Source organism: Paraburkholderia pallida (assembly GCF_004524855.1).
In the GTDB taxonomy this organism is placed as follows: Bacteria; Pseudomonadota; Gammaproteobacteria; order Burkholderiales; family Burkholderiaceae; genus Paraburkholderia; species Paraburkholderia oxyphila.
In genome coordinates, this window is sequence record NZ_CP038148.1 from 2,819,677 (window position 1) to 2,832,945 (window position 13,269).

12 protein-coding genes are annotated in these 13,269 nt (G+C 68.1%); 10 read left to right on the forward strand and 2 right to left on the reverse strand.

The features are described from left to right. Positions 1-9 precede the first annotated feature (9 nt). The 4 genes from wrbA to E1956_RS12800 all read left to right on the forward strand — a co-directional run bounded on the left by wrbA (position 10) and on the right by E1956_RS12800 (position 3,645). Positions 10-618 (forward strand): NAD(P)H:quinone oxidoreductase, encoded by a 609-nt coding sequence (wrbA, locus tag E1956_RS12785; protein WP_134749345.1) that lies wholly within the window; start codon positions 10-12, stop codon positions 616-618. A 59-nt stretch (positions 619-677) separates the two neighbouring features. Then, positions 678-1,061 (forward strand): DUF2069 domain-containing protein, encoded by a 384-nt coding sequence (locus tag E1956_RS12790; RefSeq protein ID WP_134750585.1) that lies wholly within the window; start codon positions 678-680, stop codon positions 1,059-1,061. A gap of 323 nt (positions 1,062-1,384) precedes the next feature. Next, positions 1,385-2,821 (forward strand): FAD-binding oxidoreductase, encoded by a 1,437-nt coding sequence (locus E1956_RS12795; protein ID WP_134749346.1) that lies wholly within the window; start codon positions 1,385-1,387, stop codon positions 2,819-2,821. 17 nt (positions 2,822-2,838) lie between these two features. Beyond that, the gene (locus E1956_RS12800) at positions 2,839-3,645 is read left to right on the forward strand and encodes a metallophosphoesterase (RefSeq protein WP_134749349.1); all 807 of its coding nucleotides are present in this window, start codon (positions 2,839-2,841) and stop codon (positions 3,643-3,645) included. Between the two features lie 88 nt (positions 3,646-3,733). Here E1956_RS12800 and E1956_RS46110 read toward each other — a convergent pair whose 3' ends face one another. Both E1956_RS46110 and E1956_RS12805 read right to left on the reverse strand, forming a co-directional pair. Next, entirely contained in the window at positions 3,734-3,886 is a 153-nt protein-coding gene (locus E1956_RS46110) for a hypothetical protein (protein ID WP_167338393.1), read from the reverse strand. A 145-nt stretch (positions 3,887-4,031) separates the two neighbouring features. Next, positions 4,032-4,970 carry a LysR family transcriptional regulator gene (locus E1956_RS12805; RefSeq protein ID WP_134749351.1) on the reverse strand — a complete coding sequence of 313 codons (939 nt, stop codon included), beginning with the start codon at positions 4,968-4,970 and terminating at the stop codon, positions 4,032-4,034. A 155-nt stretch (positions 4,971-5,125) separates the two neighbouring features. On the opposite strand from E1956_RS12805, the gene E1956_RS12810 reads away from it, so the two are divergent. From E1956_RS12810 to E1956_RS12835, 6 genes are all read left to right on the forward strand, one after another. Then, complete coding sequence (locus E1956_RS12810) at positions 5,126-6,808, forward strand: efflux transporter outer membrane subunit (protein WP_134749354.1); 1,683 nt, start codon at positions 5,126-5,128, stop codon at positions 6,806-6,808. An 11-nt stretch (positions 6,809-6,819) separates the two neighbouring features. Further along, on the forward strand, positions 6,820-9,123 hold the full coding sequence (locus E1956_RS12815; protein WP_134749357.1) for an FUSC family protein: 2,304 nt from the start codon (positions 6,820-6,822) through the stop codon (positions 9,121-9,123). Further along, entirely contained in the window at positions 9,110-9,313 is a 204-nt protein-coding gene (locus E1956_RS12820; RefSeq protein ID WP_028220235.1) for a DUF1656 domain-containing protein, read from the forward strand. The genes E1956_RS12815 and E1956_RS12820 overlap by 14 nt, the downstream gene beginning before the upstream one ends. Before the next feature lie 49 nt (positions 9,314-9,362). Then, on the forward strand, positions 9,363-10,226 hold the full coding sequence (locus tag E1956_RS12825) for an efflux RND transporter periplasmic adaptor subunit (protein WP_134749359.1): 864 nt from the start codon (positions 9,363-9,365) through the stop codon (positions 10,224-10,226). 276 nt (positions 10,227-10,502) lie between these two features. Further along, positions 10,503-11,162 carry a HyaD/HybD family hydrogenase maturation endopeptidase gene (locus E1956_RS12830; protein ID WP_232071144.1) on the forward strand — a complete coding sequence of 220 codons (660 nt, stop codon included), beginning with the start codon at positions 10,503-10,505 and terminating at the stop codon, positions 11,160-11,162. Positions 11,163-11,352: 190 nt separating this feature from the next. Beyond that, positions 11,353-13,257, forward strand: a complete 1,905-nt coding sequence (locus E1956_RS12835; protein WP_134749362.1) for a propionate--CoA ligase — start codon at positions 11,353-11,355, stop codon at positions 13,255-13,257. Positions 13,258-13,269: the final 12 nt, after the last annotated feature.

Consider the following 13,269-nt stretch of genomic DNA (forward strand, 5'->3'; position numbering starts at 1 on the left):
CGAGGCCCGATGAAACCGATTCTTGTGCTCTACTACAGCCGCCATGGCGCCACCCGCGAGCTCGCACGCGCCATCGCCCAGGGCATCGACAGCGTGCCTGGCGCCGAAGCGCGCGTGCGCACGGTGCCGCCCGTATCCACGGTCTGCGAGGCCAGCGCGCCCGACATTCCCGATGACGGCCCGCCCTACGTGGAGTTGCGCGATCTCGAGGAGTGCGCCGGCCTCGCGCTCGGCTCGCCCACACGCTTCGGCAACATGGCCGCGCCGCTGAAGTATTTCCTCGACGGCACCACGCCGCAATGGCTCTCGGGCGCGCTCGCCGGCAAGCCCGCTTGCGTCTTTACATCCACCGGCAGCCTGCACGGCGGCCAGGAAAGCACGCTGCTCTCGATGATGCTGCCGCTCCTGCATCACGGCATGCTGCTCGTGGGCATTCCCTACACCGAAAGCGCGCTCACCTCGACGCAAAGCGGCGGCACGCCCTACGGCGCGTCGCATCACGCGCGCGCCGACGGCCGCAGCCACGGCCTCACCGCCGACGAAAAAGCGCTCGCCGTGGCGCTCGGGGTGCGGCTCGCGCGTGCCTCGCTGGCGCTTTCGCAAGGCGAGCGGCCGTGACTGGCGGCCCGCGCGACGCCGCCGAGCCGCAAATGGCAACGACAACTTCGCCGACACACATGCCAGCCGACATTGCCGGGCGCCGTCCCGCCGCATTGGGCGCGTTCGTCACGCTCGCCGCGCTCACGCTCCTGTGCATCGCGTGGGAATGGCGGCTCGCGCCGCTGCGTCCCGGCGGCAGCGCGCTGATCCTCAAGGCGCTGCCGCTTGCCGCGGCGCTGCCCGGCGTGCTGCGGCGCCGTCTCTACACGCTGCAATGGGCGTCGATGCTCGTGCTACTCTACTTCGCCGAAGGCATCGTGCGCGGCATGACCGACCCCGCGCCCGGCAACCTGCTCGGCTGGGTCGAAGTCGCGCTCGCACTCGGGTTCTTCGGATGCGCGCTCGCCTATGTCGCGCCCTTCAAGCGCGCCGCACGGCGCGCGAAGCGCGAAGGCGCGTGACTGCGTAGAGGCGGGCGCCGCGTGAAGGCGCTTCGCCGCGCAGTCGGACATTGGCGTCCGTCGTACGTGCCCGACTTAGGGTCTGCCGTTCGCGTTCGACTCAGGGTCCGCCGCTCGATCCGGCAAATCGAGCCGGCTCGAATCGGCAACCAATCGCAAACCCGGCCGCCCGCGCCCTCCCGCAGCCCCTGTCCGCGTCTCCCCCACCCGGTCACCCGGCGTGTCAAACTAACTGTTTAGCCACGAACGACATCCGTGTCCCGGCTGCCGAGCGCAGGCACGCTATCGCGCCGCCGCCTCGCGCCGGAGACACCTCACCCGCCATGACCGCAAGCACCGCAATCGCCCCGCAACGCTTCCTCGACGCCTGCGCCGCCGCCATCGGCGCGCAGCACGTGCTGACCGACGCCCACGATACCGCGCCCTACCTCGCCGACTGGCGCAAGCGCTACCAGGGCGCCGCGTGCGCCGTGCTCTGCCCCGCGAACGCTGAAGAAGTCGCCGCCATCGTGAAGCTCGCACACGAGCATCGCGTCGCGCTCGTGCCGCAGGGCGGCAACACGGGCCTCGCGGGCGGTGCGACGCCCGACACGAGCGGCCGCGAGGCCGTGCTCAGCCTGCGCCGCCTGAACCGCGTGCGCGAGATCGATGCGCACAACAACACGATCACCGTCGAAGCGGGTGTGATCCTCGCCGAGATCCAGGCGCGCGCCGCCGAGGCCGGTCGGCTGTTCCCGCTCTCGCTCGCCGCCGAAGGCAGTTGCACGATCGGCGGCAATCTCTCGACCAACGCGGGCGGCACCGGCGTGCTGCGCTATGGCAACACGCGCGAGCTCTGCCTCGGCCTCGAAGTCGTGACGCCGCAAGGCGAGCTCTGGGACGGCCTGCGCGGCCTGCGCAAGGACAACACGGGCTACGATCTGCGCGATCTCTTCATCGGCGCCGAGGGCACGCTCGGCATCATCACCGCCGCCGTCATGAAGCTGCACCCGCAACCGGCCGCGCGCGTCACGGCGCTCGCGGGGCTCGCATCGGCCCACGCCGCGCTCGACTTCCTCGCGCTCGCGCAACGCTTCGCGGGCCCGCTCCTCACCGGCTTCGAGCTGATGTCGGACTTCTGCATGCAACTGGTCGGCCGGCATTTCCCGCAGTTGCGCTACCCGTTCCAGCAGCGCCACGCGCAAGTCGTGCTGCTCGAACTGTCCGATAACGAGAGCGAGGAACACGGCCGCGCGCTCTTCGAGCGCCTCATGGAAACGGCGCTCGAAGAAGGACTCGTGGAGGACGCCGTCGTCGCGGAAAGCCTCGCGCAGTCGCAAGCGTTCTGGAACATCCGCGAGCACATTCCGCTCGCACAGGCGCAGGAAGGGCTGAACATCAAGCACGACATCGGCGTGCCGATCTCGCGCATCGGCCATTTCATCGAGGAAACCGACGCCGAGATCGCGCACGCGGTGCCGGGCGCCCGCATGGTCACGTTCGGCCATCTCGGCGACGGCAATCTGCATTACAACGTGCAGGCGCCCGAGGGCGGCGACCCGCAGGCGTTTCTCGCGGAAAACGAGAAAACCCTGAACCGCATCGTCTACGACAGCGTCGCGCGCCACCGCGGCACGATCAGCGCGGAGCACGGCCTCGGCCAGCTGAAGGTCGACGAGAGCGCGCACTACAAGAGCGAAGTCGAGCTCGCGCTGATGCGCGCGGTCAAGACAGCGCTCGATCCGCTGAATCTGATGAATCCGGGCAAAGTGTTGCGCTGAGCGCGCAAGGAGGCGAAGTGAAGGTCCGCGTGCTATCCGACCTGCATCTGGAATACGACGAGCCGGACACGATCCCGCACGCGCAGGCCGACCTCGTCGTGCTTGCGGGCGACATCCACAATCACGGGCTCGGCTTGCGCTGGGCCGCCGAAACGTTCGACCCGCAGGTGCCCGTGATCTATGTGCCGGGCAATCACGAGTACTACGACGGCGAACTCGGCGCGCTCGAAGCGGCCATGCGCGACGCCGCCGCGACGCTCGACAACGTGCACTATCTGAACAACGGGACTTATGTCGATCCGGCGGGCCGCTTTCGGGTGCTCGGCACGACGCTGTGGGCGGATTTCACGCTCTACGGCGCCGACGATGCGGCGCGCGATGCGGCGATCGAGGCGGCGAAGCGCGTGATGCTCGACTTTCGCGGGCTGATTCAGGTCTCGTGGCCCACAAGCCCCGAGGCCGCCGCGCGCGACTTCACGCCCGCGGACTCGATCGCCCTGTACGCGCACGCACGAGCATGGCTCGAAGCGGAGTTGGCCAAACCGTTCGCCGGCAAGACGATCGTCGTCACGCATCATGCGCCGCATCGGCTGAGCCTCGCGGCGCGCTACGCGGACGATCTGGTGTCGGCGGGATTCGTGAACGACCTGCGCGCGCTGCTGGGGGCGCCCGCCGCGCTCTGGGTGCACGGCCACACGCATACGTGCTTCGACTACACGGTGGACGGCACGCGCGTGGTGTGCAACCCGCGCGGCTATCGCGACCGGCGCACCGGCCAGCCGGAGAATCCGGCCTTCGCGTGGGACAAGGTGGTGGAGATCTGAGCGCCGCGCGGCCCGTTGGCAACGGCCTGGCAGGCGAAGCGGGCGCCGCCGGAGGCAGCGCCCGTTCAAGAAGACGATCGGCGGACGATCAGCGCTGGCCGCGCGAGCGGTCGGCGGCACGCTGCGCGCGCAGCGTGACGGGCTGAAGCTGGGCGCGGCGCATGCGCAGCAAGTCGCGTGACGCGGCGATGCCGATCAGGCCCATCATCACGGCGATGCCGAACATCAGATGCGTATCCATGGAAAACCTCGGGTTCTGGCGGATTGACGTTTCAGTTCCGCTACCTTATCAAGCCGCCGCGCTGGCGTGCGTAAGGAAGTGTTGCCATAACCCGAAGCTGTAACAGGCTGTCACAGCGCACTGCCAGCCTTGCATGCGCCGTCGGTCAGGTCCGCGCGAACTGGCGCAACTCGGCTTGATCTTCCGCCAGCGTCGCGGGCAGGTTCTCGCGCAACAGCTCGACCCACGTGCGGATCTTCGCATCGAGATACTGGCGCGACGGATACATCGCGTAGACATTCATCTCCTGCGACTTGTACTCGGGCAGGATCCATACGAGCTCGCCGCTGCGCAATCCGCTGATGGCCGAGTAGATCGGCAGCAGCCCGATGCCCATTCCCTCGCGCACCGCCACCGCCAGCGCTTCGGCGACATTCACCTGGAACGTGGCTGGGCCAAGGTCGATCGTTTCGTCCCCCGCGGGGCCCGCGAAATCCCACTGCGCCGCCGGGAACACCGGCGTCACCATCTGCAGGCAGCGATGATTCGCGAGGTCGCGCGGCGTCTGCGGCACGCCGTGGCGCTCGAGGTAGGACGGTGACGCGCACGCGATGCTGAACGCGCTCGTCAGGCGCTGCGAGACGAAGCCCGAATCCGGCAGATCGGTGGCCAGGACGAGCGCAACGTCGTAACCCTCGTCGAGCAGGTCCGGCATGCGCTGGGCGAGCGTGAGGTCCACATGAACGTCCGGATAGCGCTGCTGATACTGCCCCACCGCCGGCACCACGTAGTGCTGGCCGAAGCTCGTCATGGCATGGACCTTGAGCTTGCCCGAGGGACGCGCATGGGCGTCGCCGGCTTCGGCCTCCGCCTGGTCCACATAGGCCAGGATCTGCTCGCAACGCTGCAGATAGCGCTCGCCGGCCTCGGTGAGCGCGATGCGGCGCGTCGTGCGATTCAGGAGCCGTGTGCGCAGATGCGCCTCCAGATCGGAGACCGCGCGCGACGCGTAAGCCGTCGTCGTATTCAGGTACTGGGCGGCGCCGGTGAAACTGCCGGCCTCGACCACCCGCACGAATACCCGCATGTTCTGAAGCGTATCCATAACAATCCTCTGCTTGACGGACGAATTGTTACACATTTCGCAAAGTCGATTATCTCACATCGCGTAAGAATGCCTTGCATCTTTACCAGTTATTCGCCAATCCGGCAAAAAATATAATGTCGTACGTCAATCTACGCATGGAAAAGGAGTAAATCGTGCAGTCTCCGGTACCGAAAGGACTAGCCGCACTCACGGTTCTTACGTTCTCGTTGATAATCGCGGGCTGCGCCAGTACCGGGGGAATCGCACCGCAAGCGAAGCACACGGACGCGTCCGAACTCGACGCCGGCTCGGCCATCCGCGCCGCCAACACGGACGCCCAATGGCCCGTCAGCGACTGGTGGAAGAGCTACAACGACCCGCAACTGAACGCCTGGATCGAAGCCTCGATCGCGGGCAACCCGTCGCTCGCGGCCGCGCAGGCGCGCGTGCGTGAAGCGCGTTCGATGGCAGGCGTTGCGCAAGCGGGGCTCCTGCCCCAGATCAACGGCAGCATGTCCGTGCAGCGCCAGCAATGGGCCGACAACGTCTATTACGGACCGGGCCCGCTCGCCGGCGCGAACACCTGGAACAACACGGCCACGCTCGGCCTGTCGTACCACCTCGACCTCTGGGGCCAGGACAAGAACAATGCCGAGCGCGCGCTCGACATGGCGCACGCGAGTGCCGCCGACGCGCGCGCCGCGCAGCTCGAACTCGAAGTGAACGTGACGCGCGCGTACATCGACCTCTCGATGAACTACGCGCTGCTCGATATCGCCAAGCAGACGCTCGCCGAGCAGCAGAAGATTCTGGTGCTCGCACAAAAGCGTCTCGCGGGCGGCATCGGCACGCAGCTCGAAGTGAGCCAGGCCGAAACACCGCTGCCCGAATACGAGCGCCAGATCGACGCGCTCGAAGAAGACATCGCGCTCGGCAAGAACCAGCTCGCCGCGCTTGCGGGCAAGGGCCCCGGCGCGGGCGAGTCGATCCAGCGCCCAGCGCTCTCGCTCGCCGCGCCCGCGGGCCTGCCTTCGGCGCTGCCGGCCGAGCTGATCGGCCATCGCCCCGACGTGGTCGCGGCGCGCTGGACCGTCGCCGCGCAGGCGCGCGGCATCGACGTCGCGAAGGCCGACTTCTACCCGAACGTCAATCTGCTCGTCTCGATGGGCGGCTATGCGGCGGGCGGCCCGCTGTTCCAGTTCCTCAAGTCGATGAGCGGCAGCTACGCGGGCGGCCCCGCCCTCTCGCTGCCGATCTTCGACGGCGGACGCCTGCGCGCGCAGCTCGGCGCGCAATCGGCCGCTTATGACATCGCCGTCGAGCAGTACAACCAGACGATCGTGACCTCGCTCAAGGAGATCGCGGACCAGGTCGTGCGCATGCGTTCGCTCGCGACGCAGGAGGACGACGCGCATCGCTCGGTCGCGGCCGCGCAGCGCAACTACGACCTCTCCGAAGCGGGCTTCCGGCGCGGGCTCACCGACTACGTCAACGTGCTGATTGCACAGACCCAGCTGCTGCACGCGCAGGAAGGTGTCGCGCATATCCAGGCCGAGCGGCTGGCCGCGCATGCCACGCTCGTGGCGGCGCTGGGCGGCGGCTTGATCGACCCGGCGGGCGATCCTGCAACGGCGGGACCGACGCAAGCCGAACAGTTGCCCGCGCACGGCAAGAAGACGCGCGACGTGCCGCTGATGCCCGCTGCGCTGCTCGCGCCGAAACTGCCTGATGTGGACACAGAGGTGGATGCGGATGCAACCAGCGCCGCCAAGGCTGCCAACGCGCCGCAAGCAGGCGCGGATCGCACCGCGGCCGGCACAGGCGCCCCAGCCAACGCCGCGGCCAGCACGCACTGAGGCACGCGAAGATGCAAGCATCCTCTCCCTCCTCGGCGCAAGCGGGCGCCCAGCGCATCCTCCAGGCGTTCGCCGACTGGGCGCGCACCGACGGCCTCGTCTGGATCTATCTCATCAAGACGATCGCCGCCGCCCTGCTCGCCCTCGGCGTCGCGATGAAGCTCGATCTGCCCGGGCCCCGCACGGCCATGACGACCGTGTTCATCGTGATGCAGCCGCAAAGCGGCCCGGTGTTCGCGAAGAGCTTCTACCGGCTTTGCGGCACGCTGGTCGGCCTCGTGGTCATGCTCGCGCTGATCGGCCTGTTCGCCCAGCAGCCCGTGCTCTTCATCGCCAGCACGGCGCTGTGGGTCGGCATCTGCACGGCGGGCGCCGCACGCAACCGCAACTTCCGTTCGTACGGCTTCGTGCTCGCGGGCTATACGGCGGCGCTGATCGGCATTCCGGCCTCGCAGAACCCCGACGGCGCCTTCATGTCGGCCATGACGCGCGTGGCCGAGATCTCGATCGGCATCCTCGCCTCGGGCTTCGTGAGCGCCGTGGCGTTTCCGCAATTCACCGGCGAGGCGCTGCGCTCGACCGTGCGCCGCCGCTTCTCGTCGTTCGTCGACTACGTGTCGGCGGCACTCGGCGGCCGCGTCGATCGTTCGCAGATCGAAGCGACCAACGCGCGCTTCGTGGTCGATATCGTCGGCCTCGAGGCCAGCCGCAGCAACGCCGTGTTCGAGACGCCCGACTCGCGCATGCGCTCGGGGCGTGTCGCGCGCCTGAACACCGAGTTCATGGCCGCATCGACACGCTTTCACGCGCTGCACCAGTTGATGAACCGCCTGCGCGACCATGGCTCGACGGTCACGGTCGACGCGCTCGAACCGTACTTCCGGGAGATCGCGCCGCTCTTCGACAAGGCAGGCGAGCCCGTGCTCACCGCAGCCGATGCGGTGCATGTGTCGAAGCAACTCGAGGACTATCGCGCGACGCTGCCCAAGCGCGTGCGCGAGACGCGCGTGCAGCTCGAAGCCGATCTCGACAGGCAAGGCAAAGACGCGGACATCCGCGCCGCGCGCCTGCTCGACTTCGACACGGCCACCGAGCTCCTCTACCGCTTCGTGGCGGATATGAACGAGTACACGGCGACCTACGCCTCGCTCGCCGTCGACACCCATTCGCGCGAGAAGTGGGTCGCGCGCTACGTGCCGAAGACCGACCTGGTCGCGGCCGGCGTGTCGGGCCTGCGCGCGGCGATCGTCATCGGCCTGCTTGGCGCGTTCTGGATCGCCACCGCGTGGCCGAGCGGCACGACGCTCGTGCTCACCGCCGCGGCCACCTGCGCGCTCGCCTCCTCCTCGCCGCAGCCCGCCCGCATGGCGGCCCAGATGGCGGGCGGCACAGCGCTCGCGACGCTCGTCGGCATGATCCTCACGTTCGGCGTGTTCCCGCACATCGACGGCTTCCCGCTGCTGTGCGTCGCGCTCGCGCCGGCGCTGGCGTTCGGCGTGTTCCTCACGACGCGCCCCGCGTACGCGGGCTACGGCGTGGGCTACTGCATCTTCCTGTGCTTTCTCGCCGGCCCGGACAACGTCGTCCAGTACAACCCGATCAGCTTCATGAACGATGCGCTCGCACTCGTGCTCTCGATGATCGTCACGGCGCTCGCGTTCGGCGCGATCCTGCCGCCGTCCGCGCCGTGGCTGCGCAAGCGCCTGCTCGCGAGTCTGCGCGGCCAGGCCGTGCACGCATGCCGCGCTCGCCTCACCGGCCTCGCGGGCCTGCGCAACCGCTTCGAGAGCGGCGCGCGCGACCTCGTGTTCCAGTTGCACGCGCTCGCCGGCAACGATCAGGCCATGCGCCAGGACACGCTGCGCTGGATGTTCGCGACGCTCGAGATCGGCAATGCCGCGATCGATCTGCGCGAGGAGCTGGCCGCGGTATCGGCAGAATCGGTACACCCCGCCACGCATACGGGCACGACAGACCCGCTCGCGGCGAACACCGCATGGCGCGACGCCACCACGGCGACGCTCAAGGCCGTGAGCGCACTGTTCGCGCGCCCCGACGCGAACCGCCACGCCACCGCGCTCGCCGCGACCCGCGCGGCCATTGCGGCCTGCCAGCGCGTGCTCGAACAGATCGTGCGCGACGACGCGCCGCGCGAAACGCGCCATCGGCTGCAGCGCATCCTGAGCCATCTGCATTTCATCCGCACCGCGCTGATCGACCCGCAATCGCCGTTCGCGGCGTACGTGGACCCGCGCGCGAGCCACGGTGCGGACAACCCTCCCGACAACACGCAAGGAGCGAATCATGCCGCGTGACGTTGCGTTTCTCGACGCCTACATTCCGGCGATCGTCCTGCTCTTCATCCTGGGCGCGGCGCTCACCTGGGTGCTCGATTCCGTGCTGGCCCGAACCGGCCTCTACCGGATCGTGTGGCACCCCTCCCTCTTTCGCGTGAGCCTGCTCGTGGTCGTGTGCTGCGTGCTGGGACTCGCCGTATACCGCTGAAACACGCTGACATAGCGCTGAAAAACGCTGAACCGGATTCAAACGCATCATGACTATCCGAAACATCATTGGCTTTATCGCGACGGCCATCATCTTCGCCGTCGCCATCCTGGTCGGCCGCGTCCTGTGGGTGCACTACATGGACGAGCCCTGGACCCGCGACGGCCGCGTGCGCGCCGAAGTGGTCAACATCGCGCCCGATGTCTCGGGCGCCGTGGTCGAGCTGCCCGTGAAGGACAACCAGTTCGTGCACAAGGGCGACCTGCTGATGCAGATCGACCCGTCGCACTACCAGATCGCCGTGGAGCAGGCACAGGCGGCCGTGGCCGCGCGCAAGGCCGAGCTGACCATGCGTCAGGACGACGCGCGCCGCCGCGCCGACCTCGACAGCGAGGTCGTCTCGCAGGAAAACCGCGAAAACGCCTCGCACACCGCCAATTCGGCGCAGGCGCAGTACGAGCAGGCGCAAGCCGCGCTCGACGCCGCGAAGCTGAACCTCGAGCGCACCCGTGTGATCTCGCCAGTGGACGGCTACATCACCAACCTGCAGGTGTTCCAGGGCGACTACGCAACGGCCGGCCAGGCCAAGCTCGCGGTGGTGGACAGCCACTCGTTCTGGGTCTACGGCTACTTCGAGGAAACCAAGCTGCCGCGCGTGAAGGTGGGCAACAAGGCCGACATCAAGCTGATGAGCGGCGGCACGCTCGAAGGTCATGTGGAAAGCATCTCGCGCGGCATCTACGACCGCGACAATCCGCAAAGCCGCGAACTGCTCGCCGACGTGAACCCCACCTTCAACTGGGTGCGGCTCGCGCAACGCGTGCCGGTGCGCATCCACATCGACAAGGTGCCGGACGGCATGATCCTCTCGGCGGGCACGACCTGCACCGTGGTCGTGAAGCCGGGCGCATGAGGTCCATGAGGTCCATCAAGCCGGCAGGAGGCGGGATTACAAATTGCGCCTCCGACGACTGGCTGAAAGGCAAACGTGACTGAAAAAGAGCGCCCTGGTGGCGCTCTTTTTTATTGGTGCGTCTAAACATTGCTTGAGACTTTTAACCATATACCAGGCATTGCCTGACGGCCAATCTCTTGAACCTGCAAAACTTCTCGTTGCGCCTGGACAAATTCCTACTAACTTGACATACCTCAACACAAAAATGCGCGTCACCTAAGAGTATTCTGAGTTTTGTCTCTTTCGAAAGTGATTCGCGTGGGCTTTCTCTACGAACACGTCCCGTTTATCTTCGCGCGCTCCCTTGCAGCGCCGACCCAAGCCGCCGCGCGCACGCCCGCGCTGCCGCGCATCGTCGTGCTGGGGATCGGCAACGTGCAATGGGGCGACGACGGGTTCGGCATGCGCGCAATCGAGCGGCTCAAAGCCGGCTGGCAATGTGCGTCGCATGTGGAGTTCGTGGCGGGCGGCACGCAGGGGCTCGCGCTCCTGCCGCTCGTGGAATCGGCGCAACGCATGCTCGTCTTCAACTCGGCCGACTTCGGGCGCGCGCCCGGCACGCTATGCGTGCGCGAAGGCGACGATGCCGCACAGCATCTGCATACGCGTCCCGTGAGCCTGCATCAGATGGATTTCGCCGACGCGCTCGCCTGCGCGCAGCTCAAAGGCCACTATCCGCGCGAGCTGGTGCTGATCGGCGTGCAGCCGCTCGCGCGCGACGATTACGGCACGGGTCTCGGCGCCACGGTGAGCGCGCAGCTCGACCCCGCGGTCGCGATCGCGTGCCGCTGGCTGCGGCGCTGGCATGCGCAGCCGCGTCCGCTCGCGCAGCCCGATGCCGGCCTCGAAGCGCCGCTGCGCTCCGGATCGCACACAGACGTCCCGCGCCGTTGATGCCGCCATTCATGCACTGGGTGCGCTTGATGCGCCCGCCCCTCAGGCGCGCCCGCGCATAGTGGTGAACCCGCGTTGCCCGCGCCCGTTGCACTGCACTATCCTCGACCCTTCAGAGCCGGATCCGGCCGCCACGCGGGGCCTGCCCAACGCGCAGAAGCCCGCGACACCGCACGGGAGGATGGACGTCATGCGCCGTTATCGCGAGTTCCACCGCGAGTCGATCGATCGACCTGAAGACTTCTGGCGCCGCGAAGCCGCGCGCATTCATTGGGAGACGCCGTTCACCGAGGTCCTCGACCGCTCGAATCCGCCCTTTGCGCGCTGGTTCACGGGCGGGCGCACGAACCTGTGCTTCAACGCCGTCGACCGGCACCTCGCCACCCACGCCCAGCAGAACGCGCTCGTCTACGTGTCGACCGAAACCGGCATCGAGCGGCGCTACTCCTATGCCGATCTGCACGCCGAAGTGAACCGCATGGCCGCGGTGATGCGCTCGCTCGGCGTGAAGCGCGGCGATCGCGTGCTGATCTACCTGCCGATGATTCCCGAGGCCGTGTTCGCGGTGCTCGCCTGCGCGCGCCTGGGCGCGATTCATTCGGTCGTGTTCGGCGGGTTCGCGGCGCCCAGCCTCGCCGCGCGCATCGACGACGCCAGGCCCGCGCTGCTCGTGAGCGCCGACGCCGGCGCGCGCGGCGGCAAGGTGATCGACTACACGCCGCTCGTCGACGAGGCCATGGCGCGCGCCGAACATGCGCCGCCGCGCGTGCTGCTGATCGACCGCCAGCTCGCGCCCGAGCGCCTGAGCGCGCCGTATCTGGTCGACTACGAACCGTTGCGCGAGCAGCATTACGACGCGCAAGTGCCCTGCGAATGGCTCGAATCGAACGAGCCCTCGTACATCCTCTACACCTCGGGCACGACCGGCAAGCCCAAGGGCGTGCAGCGCGACGTGGGCGGCTACGCCGTCGCGCTCGCCGCCTCGATGGACTACATCTTCGAGGGACGCGCCGGCGACACCATGTTCACGGCATCGGATATCGGCTGGGTCGTGGGCCATAGCTACATCATCTATGCGCCGCTCATCGCGGGCATGACCACGGTGATGTACGAAGGCACGCCCATCCGGCCCGATGGCGGCATCTGGTGGCGCCTCGTCGAGCAGCACGGCATCAATCTCATGTTCACCGCGCCCACCGCGATCCGCGTGCTCAAGAAGCAGGACCCGGCGCTGCTGCGCGCGGCCGATCTCTCGAGCCTGCGCACGCTCTTTCTCGCGGGCGAGCCGCTCGACGAGCCGACGGCCGTCTGGATCGGCGACGCGCTCGGCAAGCCCATCGTCGACAACTACTGGCAGACCGAGACCGGCTGGCCGATGCTCGCGATCCAGCGCGGGGTGGAAGCGCTGCCGCAGAAGGTCGGCTCGCCTGGCGTGCCGTGCTTTGGCTACAATCTCGTGCTGCGCAACGAGCATACGGGCGAGCCGTGCGCGCAAGGCGAAAAAGGCGTGATCACGCTGTCGTACCCGTTGCCGCCGGGCTGCATGCAGACCGTCTGGGGCGACGACGCGCGCTTCGTGAAGACGTACTGGGAGAGCGTGCCGGGCCAGCAGGTGTATTCGACCTTCGACTGGGGCGTGCAGGACGAGAACGGCTACGTGACGATCCTCGGCCGCACCGACGACGTCATCAACGTGGCGGGCCACCGGCTCGGCACGCGCGAAATCGAAGAGGCGATCTCGTCGCACGCGGCGGTCGCCGAAGTGGCCGTGGTGGGCGTGAACGACGCGGTGAAGGGCCAGGCCGCGCTCGCCTTCGTGGTGCTGCGCGACGCGGCCGCGGCCGCGGACCCCGCCGCGGCGGACCAGCTCGCCGCCGCGATCGCGGCTACCGTGGACCGCCAGCTCGGCGCGATCGGACGGCCCGCGCGCGTGCACTTCGTCTCGATGCTGCCGAAGACGCGCTCGGGCAAGCTGCTGCGCCGCGCGATCGCCGCGCTCGCCGAAGGGCGCGATCCGGGCGAGCTGCCGACCATCGAGGACGCGGCGGCGCTGCAGCAGATCCGCGAGGCGGTGGCGCTGGCCAGCAAGGCCTGACGCGCCGACGCT

Bases quoted from the DNA above. Each gene is read 5' to 3' on its own strand.
- E1956_RS12835 (WP_134749362.1), top strand. From the start codon at position 11,353: ATGCGCCGTTATCGCGAGTTCCACCGCGAGTCGATCGATCGACCTGAA.
- E1956_RS12825 (WP_134749359.1), top strand. From the start codon at position 9,363: ATGACTATCCGAAACATCATTGGCTTTATCGCGACGGCCATCATCTTC.
- E1956_RS46110 (WP_167338393.1), bottom strand. From the start codon at position 3,886: ATGGATACGCATCTGATGTTCGGCATCGCCGTGATGATGGGCCTGATC.
- E1956_RS12815 (WP_134749357.1), top strand. From the start codon at position 6,820: ATGCAAGCATCCTCTCCCTCCTCGGCGCAAGCGGGCGCCCAGCGCATC.
- wrbA (WP_134749345.1), top strand. From the start codon at position 10: ATGAAACCGATTCTTGTGCTCTACTACAGCCGCCATGGCGCCACCCGC.
- E1956_RS12790 (WP_134750585.1), top strand. From the start codon at position 678: ATGCCAGCCGACATTGCCGGGCGCCGTCCCGCCGCATTGGGCGCGTTC.
- E1956_RS12795 (WP_134749346.1), top strand. From the start codon at position 1,385: ATGACCGCAAGCACCGCAATCGCCCCGCAACGCTTCCTCGACGCCTGC.
- E1956_RS12805 (WP_134749351.1), bottom strand. From the start codon at position 4,970: ATGGATACGCTTCAGAACATGCGGGTATTCGTGCGGGTGGTCGAGGCC.